Source organism: Pseudomonas sp. 9.2(2024) (assembly GCF_039695385.1).
Lineage (GTDB): Bacteria > Pseudomonadota > Gammaproteobacteria > Pseudomonadales > Pseudomonadaceae > Aquipseudomonas > Aquipseudomonas paraglycinae.
Window position 1 is genome coordinate 4949545 of sequence record NZ_CP155585.1, and the last position, 18569, is coordinate 4968113.

The following is an 18569-nucleotide window of genomic DNA, read 5'->3' on the forward strand; positions in this document are numbered from 1 at the left end:
ATCAGTGCTTCCTCGGGGCCAGATAGCTCAGCCAGCGACGCTCGGCCAGCTTGAACAGGCGCACCAGAATGAAGGTCAGGCACAGGTAGAACACGCCGGCGGTGATGTACGCCTCGAACGGCAGATAGAACTGCGCGTTGACGGTACGGGCCGCGCCGGTGATGTCGATCAGGGTCACGATGGACGCCAGACTGGTGGTCTGCAGCATCATGATCACTTCGTTGCTGTACTGCGGCAGCGCCCGGCGCAGGGCCGATGGCAGCAGGATGCGCTTGTACATCTTGACGCGCGACATACCCATGGCCTTGGCCGCTTCGATCTCGCCGTTCGGCGTGGCCTTCAGGCTGCCGGCGATGATTTCAGCGGTGTAGGCGCTGGTGTTGATCGCGAACGCCAGGCACGCACAGAACGTTGCGCTGGACAGCCACGGCCACAAGAAGCTTTCACGCACCGCTTCGAACTGGGCCAGACCGTAGTAGATCAGGAACAGTTGAACCAGCATCGGCGTGCCGCGAATCACGTAGGTGTAGAGCCAGGCTGCGCCATTGACCACAGCGTTCTTGGATACGCGCATCAGGCCCAGCGGCAGGGCCGCGAGCAGACCGAAGAACAGCGACAGCGCGAGCAACTTGAGGGTGGTGACCAGACCGCCGAAGTACAGCGGCAGGGCCTCCCAAATGACGTTGTAGTCGAAGATCATAGATCAGCCGCCCTTACGCCTACCGAGTAGCGCTTCTCAAGGTGACGCAGCGCCAGCAACGAGACACTGGTGATCACCAGGTACATCGCCGCCACTGCGAGGAAGAAGGTGAAAGGCTCGCGAGTGGCGTCGGCCGCCTGCTTGGCCTTGAACATCATGTCTTGCAGACCGACCACGGAAATCAGCGCGGTGGCCTTGGTCAACACCAGCCAGTTGTTGGTGAAGCCCGGAATCGCCAGACGAATCATCTGCGGCACCAGCACCCGGAAGAACACCTGGAAGCTGCTCATGCCGTACGCCATGCCGGCTTCGGCCTGACCTTTGGGGATTGCCATGAACGCGCCGCGGAAGGTTTCCGACAGGTAAGCACCAAAGATGAAACCGAGGGTGCCGATACCGGCGGCCAGCGGGTTCAGGTCGATGTAGTCGTCATAGCCGAGCATCGGTGCGACGCGGTTGAGCAGGTCCTGACCGCCGTAGAAGATCAGCAGGATCAGCACCAGGTCGGGAATCCCGCGAATCACCGTGGAATACAGATCGCCCAGCCACGCCAGCCAGCGCACCGGCGACAGGCGCAACGCGACGCCGATCAGCCCGAGAACGATGGCCAGGCCCATGGACGACAAGGCGAGCTGAAGCGTCAGCCAAGCGCCATCGAGGATGACAGCCCCGTAGCCTTTCAACATGATTCAGGTCCTCGAAAGTTGGGATGAAAAAATGGCGCAAACCGCAGAGATCCTGTTGCTTGCGCCATTTCGGACGGGTCGAGCGACGTCTTTACTTGCCGTAAATGTCGAAGTCGAAGTACTTGTCCTGGATTGCCTTGTACTTGCCGTTCTCGCGGATGGCCGCGATGGCGGTGTTGATCTTGTCTTTCAGGGCGTCGCCCTTGCGTACCGCGATGCCTACGCCGTCGCCGAAGTATTTGACGTCGGTGAACGCCGGGCCCACGAACGCGAAGCCTTTGCCGGCGTCGGTTTTCAGGAAGCCGTCATTCAACAGCGTAGCGTCCGCCACGGTGCCGTCGAGGCGGCCGGCGGCCACGTCGAGGTAGATTTCGTTCTGCGAGCCGTACGGCTTGATCTCGGCACCCAGCGGGGCCAGGACTTCGCGGGCAAAGCGCTCGTGGATCGAACCACGTTGTACGCCGATGTTCTTGCCCTTCAGCTCAGCCAGACCTTCGCTGACCTGAGTGCCTTCCTTCATCACGAGGCGGGCCGGGGTGTTGTAGTACTTGTTGGTGAAGTCCACGGACTTCTTGCGGTCTTCAGTGATCGACATGGACGACAGGATCGCGTCGATCTTGCGCACTTTCAGTGCCGGGATCAGACCGTCGAACTCTTGCTCGACCCACTGGCACTTGACCTTCATTTCTTCGCACAGCGCGTTGCCGATGTCGTAGTCGAAACCGACGATGCTGCCGTCCGGCGCTTTGGAGGCGAATGGAGGGTAAGCCGCTTCGATACCGATTTTCAGAGGCTTTTCATCGGCGAATGTCGGCAGGGACAGCACGGACAGTGCCAGGGCGCCAAGCAGCACAAGTTTCTTCATCTTGGGACTCCATCGGTAAAGGGCAAAAACGGCAGAGTGAGCGACAGCCCAATATGCGAATGGGTGTAACGAAATCGGTTGCTGCGTGCGTGGGACATTTCCAGTCAAAACCGCGAAGGCTTCAACGCAAGCCACGACGAGCGAGTGATCGGCATTCTAACGACAGGCCCGAAGCCGATATTTCTTCAATGCGACAACTAATTACAGATGCACCGAGAAACCCGCTTGAGCACATTGACAGCCCTGCAATTTCATGCAAGAGCGAAAGACAGTGAACCGATCTATGCTGCAAATTGCGGGCCTATTATTCGCAAACCCTTCTAATCCGGCAAGCGCGGGGTTATGTCTTATTTTTCACCGGGTGTCTTGAGGCCCTTAAACAGGGCAATGCGTTTCCGGATGCCCCGTTGCGGAGCGGGCGGTTACACATTCGGTTACTTGAAGGTGAACGGGTAACAGTGGGAAATGCCTGACGGATGAATCCGATAATTATTGGAAAACAAAAAGCCCCGCCCGGCGAGATGCCGGACGGGGCTTTTCAGCCTTCAGACCCGCCGCTTAGGCGACGTTCATGGTCTTGTGCGTATCGATCAGATGCTGCACCACACCCGGATCCGCCAGGGTAGAGATGTCACCCAGGCCTTCGTATTCGGCTGTCGCGATCTTGCGCAGGATGCGACGCATGATCTTGCCCGAACGGGTCTTCGGCAGCCCCGGCGCCCACTGGATCACGTCCGGCGAAGCGATCGGCCCGATCTCCTTGCGCACCCAGTTTTTCAGTTCCAGGCGCAGTTGCTCGCTCGGCTCTTCACCATTTTTCAGGGTGACGTAGACATAAATGCCCTGCCCCTTGATGTCGTGCGGCACACCAACCACCGCCGCTTCGGCGACTTTCGGGTGAGCGACCATCGCGCTTTCGATCTCGGCAGTGCCCATGCGGTGGCCGGACACGTTGAGCACGTCGTCCACGCGACCGGTGATCCAGTAGTAACCGTCGGCATCGCGACGTGCGCCGTCACCGGTGAAGTACATGCCACGGAAGGTCTTGAAGTAGGTGTCGACGAAACGGTCGTGATCGCCGTACAAGGTGCGCGCCTGACCCGGCCACGAATCGAGAATCACCAGATTGCCTTCAGCCTCGCCCTCGATGATGTTGCCGAGGTTGTCCACCAGCGCCGGCACCACACCGAAGAACGGACGTGCGGCCGAACCTGGTTTGAGCGCATGGGCGCCCGGCAGCGGGCTCATCATGTTGCCGCCGGTTTCGGTCTGCCACCAGGTGTCGACGATCGGGCAACGGGACTTGCCGACATTCTTGTAGTACCAGTCCCAGGCTTCCGGGTTGATCGGCTCACCCACCGAACCGAGCAGACGCAGGCTGCTGCCGTCCGCGCCTTCAACAGCGGCGGTGCCCGAGGCCATCATCGCGCGGATCGCGGTCGGCGCGGTGTAGAGAATATTGACCTTGTGCTTGTCGACGATCTTCGCCACCCGGGTGATGTCCGGATAGTTCGGCACGCCTTCGAACAGCAGCGTGGTCGCGCCGTTGGCCAGCGGGCCGTAGACGATGTAGGAGTGACCGGTGACCCAGCCCACGTCAGCGGTGCACCAGTAGATTTCGCCCGGACGGTAGTCGAACACGCGCTCGTGAGTCATCGCCGCGTACAACAGATAGCCGCCTGTGGTGTGCTGCACGCCCTTCGGCTTGCCGGTAGAGCCGGAGGTATAAAGGATGAACAGCGCTTCTTCGGCGCCCATCTCTTTCGGCGCGCAGACGGTGCCCGCCACTTTCATCAGGTCTTCGTACCAGATGTCGCGATGCTGGTTCCACTTGATGTCGCCGCCAGTGCGCTTGCACACGATGACTTTCTGGATGCTGCTGGTTTCCGGGTTGGTCAGGGCGTCATCGACGTTGGCCTTGAGGGAAATCTTCTTGCCGGCACGGATGCCTTCGTCAGCGGTGATCACCACTTTCGAGCGGCAGTCGATGATGCGACCGGCCAGGGCTTCCGGCGAGAAACCGCCGAACACCACCGAGTGAATCGCGCCGATCCGGGTGCAGGCCAGCATGGCGACCACGGCTTCGGGGATCATCGGCATATAAATGGTCACCACGTCGCCGCGGTGCACGTCCTGGCCACGCAGGGCGTTGGCGAGTTTGCACACTTGTTCGTGCAGTTCGCGGTAGGTGATGTTGCGGCTTTCGGAAGGATCGTCGCCTTCCCAGATGATGGCGACCTGATCGCCGCGCTCGGCCAGATGACGGTCGAGGCAGTTGTAGGAAACGTTCAGGGTGCCGTCGGCAAACCACTTGATGTCGACATGGTGATCGTCGAACGAAGTCTGTTTCACCGTGGTGAAAGGCTTGATCCAGTCGAGGCGCTTGGCTTGTTCGCGCCAGAAGCCGTCAGGGTTGACGACCGACTGTTGGTACATGGCTTTGTAGGTCGCCTCGTCGGTCAGCGTATTGGCCAGAACCTCGGGACGAACGGGATACAGGGAAGCCGCACTCATCTTTCCTACCTCGGTGTAATAGTTGTTTTTGTATGACCCTGTTGTAGCCGGGGCGCCCGTATAGAACCATTCGACGATGGTAGTAACAAGCCCCTACAAAACATCCAGAAATGCCCGAACCACCTCCGAAGCAAACCCCGCAACCCTTCTGGGAGCTGGCCTGCCAGCGATTCAGAAGCCTCGTTTTCCCGGGAAAGCCGCAGCGCTGGTAACACCATCTCCAAGGATTGTTACCAAATCTGCCAAAGGTGTTTATCAAAACCGGGTCTGTTTACCCCTGCCCCGCCTCCCTAAAATTCACCTCGCCGACAAGGCAAAGCGATTAACAAGGTTACAGCCCCCACGAAGGCCGTTAATCCAGTTCTGAAGTAACAAAGCAAAACGATGAAGTTCCACACGCAACCCCAAAAAGGTTGCGTGACCCCACTCGACCTCAAGAAGGTAAATTCAAATGAAAGCTTTATTGGTTCTGGCCCTCAGCAGTCTGTGCGCAACCGCCATGGCAGACGAGGTTCCGACTGATGTCGCACAGCAACAACCGGTTATCGAGGAATACACTTACTCCACTCACCTGGACATCGCCAAAGTTGTATCGATGAGCGAAGTTCCAAATGTCTGCGAAGTTGTTCCGGCGAAAATGGAATACGACGACTCCAAGGGTCAGCGTCACATCCTGCGTTACAGCATCATGGGTAACGGCTGCACCAATTGATGCGTTGAGACTGCACCGAATCGGATCACTCAGCGCAACATCGAGAGTCGATTCCAGCCCGGCTTCGGTCGGGCTCAGTTGTGTTTGAAGCGGCGCAAAAGGGTTGCAAAACACAAGATATAGTGAAAAACGCTGTTTTTTGCTCGTTTTTTGAGCAATCAATCACACGCCAAAAAATTAATGAAAAAATTTTCTCCGGGGCCAATCCCGGCGAAAGCCCTGTAAACCCTCGCTCCAATCGAAATCACCCGCGCGATCGACCGCCCTGCGCTGTTTCGCCCTCCCCCACGCCCGTGTTTTTTTCCCTATAATGCCGCCCTAATCGGGTCAGCAATATTCCCTTACAGGGATCAAAGCCATTCTGAAGCCCCGCAGCAGCGACAACGCTGACCTGCGCCCGTCAGAGGCTCTCGGAAACCCGTAAAAATTTTCTGTTTATTGCCTGCGTAGCACCGCTGCAAAAAACGACATCCAACGCGGCCTGTACGGCCGTGTGAAAAACCAACCAATCAGTTTTCACACGGGCACAGGCCCTCACGCAGGAGACGACACGTCATGCTGAGCTGGGACGAATTCGACAAAGAAGACAGTGAAGTAGCAGCAGTGAAAGGCGCCAACGCCGGCCACGCTAGCGAAGCCAACATGGACCGCCTCGACAGCGCCGGCGGTGCCGCCGCCCTCGAAGCCCGCGCCGTGACCGCCGAAGACTCGGCCGCCGTGGCCCGCGCCAAGGCTGCACTGGATTCCCTCGACGTCGCCGAAGGCCTCGCCGAACTCGAAGGCTCCGCCGCCCGTGTCGCCGTTGACGAAAAGCGCATGATCAACTGCCGCGCCGACCTCAACCAGCTCGTGCCATTCAAGTACGACTGGGCCTGGCAGAAATACCTGGACGGCTGCGCAAACCACTGGATGCCGCAAGAAGTCAACATGACCGCCGACATCGCCCTCTGGAAAAACCCGGAAGGCCTGACCGACGACGAGCGCCGCATCGTGATGCGCAACCTCGGCTTCTTCTCCACCGCTGACTCCCTGGTGGCCAACAACCTGGCCCTGGCCGTGTACCGCCTGATCACCAACCCGGAATGCCGCCAGTACATCCTGCGCCAGGCCTTCGAAGAGGCGATCCACACCCACGCCTACCAGTACTGCATCGAATCGCTGGGCATGGATGAAGGCGAGATCTTCAACATGTACCACGAGATCCCGTCGGTCGCGAAAAAAGCCGCCTGGGGCCTGAAATACACCCGCGCCATCTCCGACCCGGAATTCAACACCGGCACCGTCGAAACCGACAAAGAGCTGCTGCGCAACCTGATCGCCTACTACTGCGTTCTGGAAGGCATCTTCTTCTACTGCGGCTTCACCCAGATCCTCTCCATGGGCCGCCGCAACAAAATGACCGGCGTCGCCGAGCAGTTCCAGTACATCCTGCGCGACGAATCCATGCACCTGAACTTCGGCATCGACGTGATCAACCAGATCAAAATCGAAAACCCACACCTGTGGGATGCCGAAATGAAGGAAGAAGCCTCGCAAATGATCCTGCAAGGCACCCAGCTGGAAATCGAATACGCCCGCGACACCATGCCTCGCGGCGTACTGGGCATGAACGCGGCGATGATGGAGGACTACCTGAAGTTCATCGCTAACCGTCGTCTGTCGCAGATCGGTTTGAAGGAAGAGTACCCAGGGACCACTAACCCGTTCCCTTGGATGAGCGAGATCATGGACTTGAAGAAAGAGAAGAATTTCTTTGAGACTCGTGTGATCGAATATCAGACTGGTGGTGCGTTGAGCTGGGATTGATACGTTATCAAGCTCTCGATCAGATCCGAGTAGCGGGAGGCCAAGCTCCAACGATGTGAGATACCCAGAATAAAAGCCCGGCAGTAAATGACTGCCGGGCTTTTTTTTGCAAAAAAATACTCCAGGGTGATTTTTTTGTTGCAAAAAAATATTCCCCATGCATAATAAAAACACCCCAGGGATATTTTTAAAACTTTCCAACAACTAAGGAATAGAGAAATGTATCCAAAAGTCGGCGAGCTACCTACTCCCATCGTGAACGAGAACACACCTCAAAGCTTAGACAGTCTGGATATTTTGGCAGACGCTGGAGATATAAACGAAACTCCTTTTAACGTCTTCATCGGGCACAATCTGGGACATCGCGTCTTTACTATGTCCGTCCCTTTCCGGAAATTCGCCGATATCTCAGCTGTAGCAAACAATCGTGAAGCTGGCCCGGTCGCACAGCGAGCACTTGACGAAAATCATGCTAAAAAACTGTCGGTTTATATGGTTAAGGGGTTGGTATCAGCCGCTAAGATTCGCCGAATTGCCTCCGGCAAACCTGTGCCAGAAACCTTCGACACAATTCTCCGCATGCTCGGGGAGCAGCCTTACTTTTCGCTACAACCTTTAGTATGCAATATCCGAAACGTACCACCCGGTGGTAATGGAGCTGGCGGCATTCGTGGTTTCCGTCTCGAAACCAATACAGGAGAGACGGCTGCTTTCAAAGTTTTCCTTTCTGAACGCCATATTCTGTGGGTAGTTGATGGACAGCACCGCCGCCACGCAGCCGATCTGGTGATGACATTTCTGGAACAAGTACGACAAACAGGTAAATATCCAGGTAAAGGTGCAGTATTGTTTGCTGAGAAAGGCAAGCAAGTATCAGAGGAAGAAATGCTGGTCTGGAATGAAGCCTATGAGGCCGCTCGCTCCTACGCAACACTTACAGTCGAGGTACATTTAGGGCTTGATATAGACCAGGAACGGCAACTGTTCCACGACCTAAACCGGCTGGGTAAAAAAGTAGATGCTTCCTTGGCATTCCAGTTCGACGGATCAAATCCTATCACTCACTTTATAAAGCACACATTAGCGGGTGAGCTTGGAATAACCGTTACAGAGATCGAAGCAAAAGATTGGACCGAAGATACTGGAGCCCTTGTCCTGAAGGACGTCGTAGCGGTCAATGCAATTGCTTTTTTAAACAAGGGCAATGTGGCTGGAGCAACGCCAGCAGTTATTGAACCGCGCGAGGATATTGTCTTGCATCTATGGAGTCGAATTGTCGAAATCCCTGAATTCGGAAATAACCGAGCCAAAGAGAAAACGGTAGCGGCCCAATCTGTCGTTCTGAAGGCCCTTGCTAAGCTCACCTATGATTTGAATTTTAGTAATCGGCGCCCGGATGATGCAGATGAACAGTTCGCGCAATTACTTGAAAAAATACCAAGCATTGATTTTTCACATCAAAATCCAATGTGGAGTTTCTACTCACTAAACGATGAACAACGCTCACACAGTGGGCTGACATCTCTAGCTGAATACTTGCCAGAAGAGACACAAGGCGTAAATAGAGACATTGGCTCAATACAAAGCGGCGGCTTTATGCGATTCGGCTCAAAGCACAATGACATTTTTCCGATTCTCGCAGACATGATCCGCTGGGCTGCCGGACTGCCGAGCCGGAGGTAATGAGAAATTGCACCATCATATAAACCAGCACAACCACAAACCAAAAAGTTAAAACCTTAAATAGTACTCACTTCATTGCTAGTAACGCTCCCTCAGCCATTGAAGGAGCGCTACACCTTTAATAAAAAATCTAAAAACCCACTGCTCAACAACCAACATCAAAACAAACCACAACAACTAGTTTCATATTAGAAAAAACGCGATCAAAGATCCTGTGACTTTAGTACGCCAGCCAATCTTGGCTTCAAAGATTCGAGATCTCTAACCTCACACTCCCAAACCACTTCAACTTTCCAACCTGCAGACTCTAGAGCATCCGAAGCTAGTTTATCTCTACGCACATTCTTCAGAAATTTCTCAATCCAAAAATCAACATTTGTCTTTGGAGTATAGGAATATCTACAACCGCTATGCCTGTGCCAGAAGCAGCCATGAACAAAAATGCATAACTTTAGCCGAGGAAAAACTAAATCAGGCGTACCTGGTAGATCCTTTCTGCCCAACCGAAATCGATATCCCAATTGATGACAGATGGAACGGACTATCAATTCCGGCCTTGTATTATGACTTTTTATTTTCCTCATACAATCAGAACGCTGCGCAGGAGTTAAAGTATCCATTCAACTCTCGCTAGCTTGGAAACTTAAGCTCAAGACTAATTTCCTCACCAAAAACTAGCGAATCTGGCGAAACGGAAATAGTGTCCACACGCGCACCAAAAGCTAATGGCTCGATCTGCTGAAGCAAAGCGACAGCAAAATCATGCATATCATTTGAGATCCTTAATTTAGCACTTTGCTTATCCATAGAGTAAACCCTATAAATCTTGTAGCTTGGCAACTCCCTCATATGCAGGAGCTCATTTATCGAAATGTGTATTTTCTGAGAAAACCCACCACTAGTAGATTTAACATCCAAATAATCACACGCACCAATTACAAAATCAAAAGCCTCAATAGCATTCGCGCTAGAAGACCATTGATAGCTATCGATAGCTCCTCTATTTTTTTGATCCTGAAGAAAGGCATCAACAAATTCCTCACCGAGGGTCCCAACAATATCGGCATTCTCTCTAGCACGCCTTAAATCCTCCTTCGAAATTGTTCTTTTACCACTCCACTTTTGTAGCTGCTGAACTCCGTACAGCCCACCTTGGGAGGCATCCTCAAATGCACCCTCTACATCCATTAACTTAGCAGCATGTAAATCATCAACATCGGATTCAATAACAATCCGCTCTAGATCTGCAGGTGCGACTGCAGACATTGAACGACCGTTCATAAATTCAGAAATACTCGCATGCAACTTCACATCTTCCGACGACATAGCACCAACAAGGATTAATTTCAGTTCCTCCGGCGCCATACCGTCATTAAAGATAAGTATTGCGAAATCTCCTTCTCGTAGAACATTGTAACGATCAGGCATATCTAAAGGATTCTCAACAAACTCACCATTGAGACGCCAGTTTTTATACCCCTCGCCCTTCACAATTTTTCTTGCTAAGGAATGTCGTGGAGCCGCTCCAGGTCCGTAAATACTGACATCCACTAAGAAGGAAGCCTTTCCTTTTTTTGCTGCAACGTTAGGTAATTCTGGAAAAAGCTCGCTAACAAACACAGCAGCATTTAAGTTTATTGACTTCTGATTACCTGCGTTTAGCATTTTGAAATGCCAAGTAAAAAACGTCAAATCAGACCTAGAAAGACGCTTTATCGCAAACTTGCTCATACCTTCTCCTTAAGGTTTCTCATAATTTCTTTCGCCAAAGCATAAGAAAGCAGAGGAGGGACGGCATTGCCAATTTGTTTAAAAGCTGGGTTCATACTTCCAGAAAACTTAAACCCATCTGGAAATGACTGAAGCCTCGCAGCCTCTCTAACAGAAATTGTTCTAGCTTGAGTACTATCATAGTGTATATGTGAATAACCATCTTTACCCAAGTGAGCCATCAAAGTTCTTGCCGGCTGCACCGCCTCCATTTTTCTCCACTTATTTGGAAATTTATTTGGATCATATGGAGGAACGATGCTTTTAAAAAGCGCATCGTACTCTGACGAGCCTTCGATCAACTCTTCGCCCATTGTTTTTCTTTTTACCAGTTCTTCCTTAAATAACTCCACAGCATGACCATATGCCTCAGGATATTGATCTCCTGGATTCATGCGCGCAAAAATCTGATAGTCTCGAGGTAGCGAGCGGGTCACATGGCCATACACTACGCCATGACTTTCAAAATTCGGCCAGTCACGCATCAGCTCCCCATATCTAGATATATTTACATCATCTGGATAATTTGATTCTTCATTTGGACTACGCGCACCTTTTTTTACTTCTTGCTCCAGATGCTTAGTAATTCTCGGTAGATCCCTAAGTGCCTCTTCTGCAGTCACCGCTGGCTCGCAATCTGATTTTACTGCGACAGGCGGATGAATGAAGTATTTCTCCTCTCCAAGGAGATCAGAGCTTATAGTCTTCAAAGCAACTTTCCGACTATTATCGTATCCTTTTGGCAAACTAATCCAGTTAGTCGGAGCAGGAAAACTTACACGCTTCTTCAGCTCTTTAGAATAGGCTATCAAAAACATTCTTTCGCGCATTTCGGGCACACCGAAATACACCGCATTCAAAAGCGTATATCCGCAATCATATCCAAGATCATCCAGCGTCTCGCAGACTTCCTCTGCAATATTATGCCCCCCATAATTTAACACATCGGGCACATTTTCCATTAAAATTGCAACTGGTTTCAACTCTCGTACAAAATGCAAATAACGCAAATATAGATTCCCGCGAGGGTCCTGTTTAAAGGCCTGCGGATGTTCTGCTACTTCCCTAAGCTTTGCACGACCGACTCGCGCGAAAGCTTGGCAAGGGGGCCCACCAACGATGACATCAATAGCTCTGTCCGCATCTCCCTCAAACCCCATGTCACGCATAAAACTAGATGGTTCGATGAGCGTTATATCGTGTGCCTGTGCATGTTTCTCAAAAAGTTCGGGAGAAAGCCCCTTGTGAAAATTGATAGCATGTGAACGAGCTGCATGAGCATCAAATTCAATAGCGGCTGCGTTCTTGAAACCAGCGCGGTCAAAACCGAGAGATATCCCGCCGCAACCCGCAAATAGGTCCAGAACCTTGGGAGTGCCACCATTTTGTATACGTGCAATTTTTTCTCTATGGATCTCTCTCATAACGATCTTGAACAGCCTGATTCAAAACGCTTGAGTATATAGGAGGTAGATTCCTGTAGCAGCATCATATGGAGGTCGATTAGCCGAAGAATGCGATTTGTTTAATGCGCAAACGCCTTGTCCTCAGCTCAATGGCAATGAGCTACCGCTCCCCCCTACCAAATGTCTCCCATCACCTCATTATCTCAGGGCAAAACGCCATAGCTTGACCACATTTCCTCAACGAAATAGTCTTTAGATTCGGCGCCTAAGAAACGCCACAACCAGAGCGGTCCTCCGCACCCGACAGTCATGCGGCTTTTTTTCGTCTGCGGTTTCTCTACGCCTGCGAAAAATCCCGTTATGTCGGGAGTGGGCGAATACAAGACCCGAAAGGGGAATATGTCCGGCCCGTCTCTGGTGGGTTTCTTAGCTCCCGACACCCTTAACGAATGCCCTAAGAAAGCAGCCAGAGGTAAATGGAAATGCCTGACTACTCAGCCTTCACGATGAAGGCGAATCGCTGTACCCGCCATTCGATTCCCGTGCTCCCGACTCGGGAGGCACGTCATGTCTGAACCTCTTCTTCCAACTCGATTTGTCCGTAACAAAACCCACCTGCATGCCCTTCTTGTGGAGAACCAAGCCTGGTTCTGCGTCCATGAACTGGGGCGTCTGATGGGCAAATATCTGGATGAGCGACAGCTACGCAAACTCGATGCCGATCAGCGGCAGATGATGTGCGTGGAGACCTACGGCGAGCCCGGAGAACATCTGATGGTGAGCGAGTCAGGTGTGTATGCGCTGCTGATCTATCACTACTGTCCCGAGTATCGGCAGCTTCGTGAATGGGTGACGCATCAGGTTGTGCCTGCGCTGCGAGATGCCCGTCCGACGCGCTCGGTCGAGCGTCCGATACTGAGTGTTTTGAGCTGGCCCAAGATGTCGTTGAGCACGTTGCACTGGCAGGATGAGCCGTGGATTCGGTTGCGGGACATGCCGTGTTTGCTGGCGGAGGATCCGTTCAATCGTGAGAAATCCTGGTGGCGTAAAGCTTCACGAATGCTGCGTACTTACTGACATCAAAAAACCGCTGCTTGAGTTTTCAAGCAGCGGTTTTTTATGGCCCGGAGTTCTTGGGAGGACAATCGTCAGCAGACTGGTTCTGCATCATTCTGAAAACAATCAGTGCAACCCACCCCACCACCCGCTATTAATACCCCTCCCCCACTCAAGGACCCGAGCCCCACCATGAAATTCGACCTCGCCTACTGCCTCAGCCTCGACGACAAACTGTCGATCTATGACGTTCGCGATCTCAATTTCGATGAGACGGTGGCGTTCGATTCCGCGAAGGAACACTTCCAGTGCCCCAACGACGCCTGTCGTTCGGCGTTCGATGCTTCCAACGAGTTGGGCACGTTCAACGCCAAGAACGTGAATTACGTGCGTACGCCGCACTTCAAGAATCTGCCCGGTACGCAGCATGTGGCGGGTTGTCCGTATGTGAGTTTGAAGACGTCGGCGTCGGGGGTTGAGGCGGCGGATGGGGAAATGGATGACGGGCGTGAGGAGCATTTCCCGTCGGAGTTGTTGCTGACGCGCCGTGAGTATGTGCGCAAGCCTGCCGCGCCTACGGGGGGAGCGGATGTGTTGCGGGATGATCCGGTGCGGGTGGCGACTAATCCCTCAAAAGAATCGCCGAGTCGTGAGACGGCGCCGGACAAGACCAGTGTTTTCGCTCACCCCGTGGAGTGTTTTGTGTCGAACTTCGCGGACAAGGATTTGCTCAAGCGCATGCCGTTGAAGATTGGCGAGCATACGGCGCCGTACAGTTCGTTCTTCAAGAAGATCGAGTACTTGATGGACAACAAGGGGCTGATTTATTGGGGTCGGATCAAGAAGATCGAGGACTTTCACAGCGCCAGCTTCCGGATCGATTTCGAGGACAAGGTCTGGTTCAAGAAGCCGGATGACAGCAAGAAGAAGCCTTATCCGGTTAGTGTTTATCTCAACAAGAAGTTGATCGACAACTACCGCAAGCGCAAGGCGTTTCTGGAAGAGATCAAGCACGCCATTGATAGCGACAAGGAGTTGTTCTGCTTCTTCTATGGTGTGACGCCGGAGTTGAAGCAGGTGCCGGGCAAGAAGAACCCCGAAAAGCCTTTCGAGGTCTTCAATGCCAATATCGAGAACCTGGATCACTTCATTATTCGTGAAGCGCCGGGTCTGGCGTGATGGTTAGTTCTGGGGTAGTTGCAGTTGGACGGCGCCGGGGTGTTGTTTGACGATTGAGTACGGCAGCACCGACCAGTCTGGTCTATCGCAAGAGCGTTGAACGCGGGCGAAGTAGGCGCCCAGGTACAAACCTTTTGCGGTGAAGTACCACGGCGAAGAACCCCAAACGCTTTCTTCCGTGAAATCGCAATCATCATCTTGCGTCGGTTTCTTCATTTCTGCGGGGTATAGAGCGGTGAATTGTTTGATCAACCAAGGCACCAGCTCTTTGTTTTCATACTGATAACGCGCGTCACTTTCGGCTTGGCTCAAGGGTTTGTCACCCAGACTGTCTCGTTCGGCATGCAATAGTGGCTTGCCCTCACCTACCCACAACACATCCTCGAGCGACAGAGGATGGCCGGTGCTTACATCAATGTTGAGCGGTGAATCACCGAAGTCCGGATGCGCGCCACCACAGTAATAACTGGTCGAGATGTTCAGGCTGACCACGGCTGGCGAAATCATCTTGGGTTCTGCGTCCTGCATGAACTCGACGTATTCCCCGCCCTGCAGTTGGCAACCGTGATAGCGGATGACCTCATTCCACAACCGTCCAAGCAACTGCTGGTTAACCCGTTGCAGATCATCTTTTGGCAGACCGGACTCTACGCTGAACAGCGAAATCTTCGACTCCGGCTCTGTCCACCATTGCAGGGTGTAGCCCATAAAGTCTTGCTTCTTCAGCGGTTTGAGCTTGAGTCCTTGTAGTCGCAGATACTCATACGGCTCGCCGTATGGCAGCGCGGCGATGAAGGGCAGCGTAGAAGTTGTCGGCGCTGGAAGCCTGGCCTCGGAAAGTCGCACTGAAAGTTTCTTGCCCTTCGGACTTTGCCACTCGCCCTGCCAGCCAGTGGCAGTTTCTTCAAGTTTCAAAGTTGGCAGCGGCTTGTCGTCGCCGTAGCGATTGTTGCCCTCGACCAGCGTCAGCGTACTGTCCTGCAACGAGCCACTGAGGGGCAGATCACGGTGATACTTCTCGTAGAAGTAACGGCCGGTCACTTCGTCCTGCTGCTGGGTATTGAGCTCGACCACAATCGGCGTCTTGCCCAGCGTGCCGGTGAACACACGCCTGCCGTCGTCAGCCTGAGCGGTGGAAAGCAGTGAAAACAACGCGGCAGCATATGGCGCCAGGCGCAACAGTCCCTTGAGCATGGATCGATCCCTGAGTGAGTCGGACGTCGCGCCGGGACGTGAGTGCCGGCGCTGGTGAATGCGGGGCGGATTATGGCGGGGGTGGCTTAAGTAATCGAGTTTTGTCGGTTGTACTCTTCCAGCCAGGCTTCGCGCTCGACTGCTGCTATCTCCCGATACACTTGCATGCGGCGCGTCTTTGCCGCTTGAACTTCGTCCTCATCCAGAGCGCAATAACGACGAAGCCAATGAACGGTCATCTCCTCATCCGGGTAGTAGTAACCCTTGGCGCCCTTGCTGTTTCTCGGGGTGTCGTTCATCTGCGCGTCGAACACCATGGCTGCGACTTCATCAGGCGGTAAACAACCGGCCCCTGCGGCCTTGTCCCGGAAGACCCAGGCAATTTCATCGATGTGTTTCTGTGCGCTGCGATGGCTGCGGCGATAGAACTGCTGCGGTCGACACATCCACTGGAATCGCTCAATCAACGGTTCAATATCAATCCACTCGGAGAGCCCGTGATGGGTTGCATGAAGCATGACACCGTTGAACCAGCGATCAGCGAATTGCCCCACAAATGCATTCAGATCCGCCTTTTTCATGTCGGCGAAAACCATGCAATAGCGAGTCTTGATGTGCATGGCGAACAGCACATGCTTTCGTTGCACGGTGATCGCATGCACCAGCCACTGTTCGACAGCACTGTCCATCTCATCATCTTCGATGGTTGATGACGGCGGGGCGAAATCCACCGGGGTGATCTTTTTGCCCTGGTGGACACGACTGAAGAACTTGCTGGCGGCTTCGGTGCAATTGAAGATCAGCATTCTTGATCTCTAATAAATAATCGGGAGTATCAAACAGGGGACTGTCGACTCACGACTACTTCACCGACATTCCCAACATCACAATAACCAACAATCCAATATAAACCCAAGCATGCACCCGATCCGGTATCCGCCCGATCCATCGTGTGGCCAGTCGAATCCCCAGCATCGAGCCCAGCGTCAGCACCGCAAACGCCAGCAGATCCACATACCCGATAAACCATGGCCCGAGTTTTGTCTCGCTGAACCCCGCCAACAGCATGTACGTCAGCGTTCCCGCCAGCGCCACTGGCACGCTCAACGGATTGGCCATCGAAGTCGCCTGCGACATGCTCAACCCGCAACGCCGTAACAACGGCACGGTCATGACGCTTCCTCCTACACCGAGAAAGGTCGCGATGGCGCCGATGCTTACACCACCGCCGGACGTTTCCAGTGTTCCCAAGCGACGTGGGATGGTTCCCTCGGACTGCGTAAGAAATCCGCGTCGCAGCAGGCAATCGACAATCGTCACGCCGAGGTAAGCGATAAAGGCATAACGAATGACTTCTCCGCTGACCCACACAGCTGCGATTGCACCGACGACCGCACCCAATCCGATGAACCCGCCCAAGGGCCACAGGTAATCACGGATGAGGTTGCCAGCGCGGCGGTGTTTATCGGTGGCGACCAGGGCGTTGACGATCATGACGCAGGTCGAGGTGGCGACGGCGATGTGCATGGCGGATTGGCTGATCGGGTCGTCAGCGCCGTGACTGGCGGTGAGCATGCGATACAGCAGCGGCACGACGACGAAGCCGCCGCCGAAGCCGAAGAGCACGGCGGTGACGCCGGTCAGGCAGCCGAAAAGTGTCAGCAGGAGGTAGAACATGGCGCATCGTCCGTTGTTTGGGAGCGGTCGACGATAGAGCGGCGGCGCTTGGCCTGCCTCAGCAACCAGGCCAATAATGTTTGCGTTTACGCCAACTGCTGGGTGCCGCTCAATGCGCAATGTTTCGATCAATCTGCTGGACGACACGCCGCGCCCGGTGGTGGCGATCGGTACGGATTATTCCCACGGCTATCTGTTGCCACGTCATACGCATCGGCGGGCGCAATTGTTGTACGGCGCGACCGGGGTGATGCAGGTCAGCACGCACGACGGCAACTGGGTGGTGCCGCCGCAGCGGGCGGTGTGGATTCCGCCGGGGGTGGCGCATGAGGTGTTGATGCTGGGGGTCAGCACGCGCAGCTTGTATATCGAGCCGGGGGCGGTGGATCTGGGCGAGTGTTGTCAGGTGATCAGTGTGTCGCCGCTGATGCGGCACTTGCTGATGGAAGCCGTGGAGCTGCCGCTGACCTATGACCTGACCGGGCGTGATGGCGTGCTGGTCGACTTGTTGTTGCATGAATTGCTGCGCAGTGCACCACTTCCGTTGCATATCCCTCTGCCGTCTGACGGACGACTGCTCGAACTGTGTCAGACCTTTCTGCATCAGCCGAATACCCACCAATCACCCCAGCAATGGGCCGATCAGCTGCACGTAAGCTTACGCACCTTCAACAGACTGTTTCGTCAGCAGACCGGCCTGAGTTTCAGTCAATGGCGCCAGCGCGCCTGCGTGGTATTGGCGCTGGCACGCCTGGCGGCGGGTGAAGCGGTGACGCGGATTGCCTTGGATTTCGGCTATGACAGCCCGGCGGCGTTCTCGACGATGTTCCGTCGCATCCTCGGTCAGGCACCGTCCGTCTGGTTAGAGGCGGCGAACTAGGGGAAATCAAAAAATGCGTTTGATCCCGGCCGAAAACAACTGTACAAAAACACAGTACATTTTCCATCAGCACTCTCGAGCCCGGAGCACACCATGGCCTCTTCAGCGATGAACCTCATCCTCGAACGTATCGCCCTTTTCCAGTTCACCCCGACCCATTGCGCCCAGGCCCGAGGGATGTTGGGCTGGAGCATTGAACAGTTGTCGCGGGAGGCCAAGGTTTCAGTAGAGGACATTCAGCGGTTCGAAGCGCAGCAGGAAGTGGCGGATTCGGCGCGGCTGGCGTTGACCTATCGGTTTGAGGCGCAGGGGTTGGTGTTCTTTCCGGGGTTTGCGCCGGGGCGTTCGACAAGCAATGGTTCGACAGCTGAATCAGTGCGTGGGGATTATGCGATGGCGGAGTGATTCGGTTCGCCTCATCGAGGCGAACCTGCACCGGTG

Annotated in this window: 17 protein-coding genes; 7 read left to right on the top strand and 10 right to left on the bottom strand. The window is 54.0% G+C overall.

The genetic code is table 11. The annotated features are described in order from the left end of the window. Window position 1 precedes the first annotated feature (1 nt). From ABFB52_RS22250 to acs, 4 genes are all read right to left on the bottom strand, one after another. Window positions 2-700: an ABC transporter permease gene (locus ABFB52_RS22250; RefSeq protein WP_011335540.1), complete on the bottom strand. Its 699-nt coding sequence runs from the start codon at window positions 698-700 to the stop codon at window positions 2-4. Then, window positions 697-1386, bottom strand: a complete 690-nt coding sequence (locus ABFB52_RS22255) for an ABC transporter permease (protein ID WP_129974036.1) — start codon at window positions 1384-1386, stop codon at window positions 697-699. Before ABFB52_RS22255 ends, ABFB52_RS22250 begins: the two co-directional genes overlap by 4 nt. A gap of 91 nt (window positions 1387-1477) precedes the next feature. Then, the gene (locus ABFB52_RS22260) at window positions 1478-2251 is read right to left on the bottom strand and encodes an ABC transporter substrate-binding protein (protein WP_064383630.1); all 774 of its coding nucleotides are present in this window, start codon (window positions 2249-2251) and stop codon (window positions 1478-1480) included. 558 nt (window positions 2252-2809) lie between these two features. Further along, complete coding sequence (acs, locus tag ABFB52_RS22265) at window positions 2810-4765, bottom strand: acetate--CoA ligase (RefSeq protein ID WP_007951065.1); 1956 nt, start codon at window positions 4763-4765, stop codon at window positions 2810-2812. Window positions 4766-5216: 451 nt separating this feature from the next. Here acs and ABFB52_RS22270 point away from each other — a divergent pair, with 451 nt between their 5' ends. The 3 genes from ABFB52_RS22270 (at window position 5217) to ABFB52_RS22280 (ending at window position 8966) form a co-directional block, all read left to right on the top strand. After that, window positions 5217-5477 carry a DUF2790 domain-containing protein gene (locus ABFB52_RS22270; RefSeq protein ID WP_007912695.1) on the top strand — a complete coding sequence of 87 codons (261 nt, stop codon included), beginning with the start codon at window positions 5217-5219 and terminating at the stop codon, window positions 5475-5477. A gap of 555 nt (window positions 5478-6032) precedes the next feature. Continuing rightward, on the top strand, window positions 6033-7283 hold the full coding sequence (locus ABFB52_RS22275; protein ID WP_007951068.1) for a ribonucleotide-diphosphate reductase subunit beta: 1251 nt from the start codon (window positions 6033-6035) through the stop codon (window positions 7281-7283). Window positions 7284-7502: 219 nt separating this feature from the next. After that, window positions 7503-8966, top strand: a complete 1464-nt coding sequence (locus ABFB52_RS22280) for a DNA sulfur modification protein DndB (RefSeq protein ID WP_129974037.1) — start codon at window positions 7503-7505, stop codon at window positions 8964-8966. Window positions 8967-9169: 203 nt separating this feature from the next. Here the strand turns inward: ABFB52_RS22280 and ABFB52_RS22285 are convergent, their stop codons facing one another. Genes ABFB52_RS22285 through ABFB52_RS22295 form a run of 3 tightly spaced genes read right to left on the bottom strand, consistent with a single transcriptional unit; the run spans window position 9170 to window position 12160 of the window. Then, the gene (locus tag ABFB52_RS22285) at window positions 9170-9586 is read right to left on the bottom strand and encodes a very short patch repair endonuclease (RefSeq protein ID WP_129974038.1); all 417 of its coding nucleotides are present in this window, start codon (window positions 9584-9586) and stop codon (window positions 9170-9172) included. A gap of 10 nt (window positions 9587-9596) precedes the next feature. Continuing rightward, window positions 9597-10697 carry a DUF3883 domain-containing protein gene (locus ABFB52_RS22290; RefSeq protein WP_129974039.1) on the bottom strand — a complete coding sequence of 367 codons (1101 nt, stop codon included), beginning with the start codon at window positions 10695-10697 and terminating at the stop codon, window positions 9597-9599. Next, window positions 10694-12160: a DNA cytosine methyltransferase gene (locus ABFB52_RS22295; RefSeq protein ID WP_129974040.1), complete on the bottom strand. Its 1467-nt coding sequence runs from the start codon at window positions 12158-12160 to the stop codon at window positions 10694-10696. Before ABFB52_RS22295 ends, ABFB52_RS22290 begins: the two co-directional genes overlap by 4 nt. Window positions 12161-12709: 549 nt before the next feature. Between ABFB52_RS22295 and ABFB52_RS22300 the strand changes: the two genes are divergently transcribed. Next, entirely contained in the window at window positions 12710-13219 is a 510-nt protein-coding gene (locus tag ABFB52_RS22300; protein WP_129974041.1) for a Bro-N domain-containing protein, read from the top strand. A gap of 171 nt (window positions 13220-13390) precedes the next feature. Beyond that, the gene (locus tag ABFB52_RS22305) at window positions 13391-14377 is read left to right on the top strand and encodes a hypothetical protein (RefSeq protein ID WP_129974248.1); all 987 of its coding nucleotides are present in this window, start codon (window positions 13391-13393) and stop codon (window positions 14375-14377) included. A gap of 3 nt (window positions 14378-14380) precedes the next feature. Here ABFB52_RS22305 and ABFB52_RS22310 read toward each other — a convergent pair whose 3' ends face one another. The 3 genes from ABFB52_RS22310 to ABFB52_RS22320 form a co-directional block, all read right to left on the bottom strand. Continuing rightward, on the bottom strand, window positions 14381-15571 hold the full coding sequence (locus tag ABFB52_RS22310) for a hypothetical protein (protein WP_129974249.1): 1191 nt from the start codon (window positions 15569-15571) through the stop codon (window positions 14381-14383). An 86-nt stretch (window positions 15572-15657) separates the two neighbouring features. After that, the gene (locus ABFB52_RS22315) at window positions 15658-16377 is read right to left on the bottom strand and encodes a hypothetical protein (RefSeq protein WP_129974250.1); all 720 of its coding nucleotides are present in this window, start codon (window positions 16375-16377) and stop codon (window positions 15658-15660) included. Window positions 16378-16432: 55 nt separating this feature from the next. Next, window positions 16433-17248, bottom strand: a complete 816-nt coding sequence (locus ABFB52_RS22320; RefSeq protein ID WP_129974251.1) for a sulfite exporter TauE/SafE family protein — start codon at window positions 17246-17248, stop codon at window positions 16433-16435. A 112-nt stretch (window positions 17249-17360) separates the two neighbouring features. Between ABFB52_RS22320 and ABFB52_RS22325 the strand changes: the two genes are divergently transcribed. Both ABFB52_RS22325 and ABFB52_RS22330 read left to right on the top strand, forming a co-directional pair. Next, window positions 17361-18128, top strand: a complete 768-nt coding sequence (locus tag ABFB52_RS22325; RefSeq protein ID WP_129974252.1) for a helix-turn-helix transcriptional regulator — start codon at window positions 17361-17363, stop codon at window positions 18126-18128. Window positions 18129-18221: 93 nt separating this feature from the next. Beyond that, on the top strand, window positions 18222-18533 hold the full coding sequence (locus ABFB52_RS22330) for a hypothetical protein (RefSeq protein ID WP_085745142.1): 312 nt from the start codon (window positions 18222-18224) through the stop codon (window positions 18531-18533). The last annotated feature ends 36 nt before the right edge of the window (window positions 18534-18569 follow it).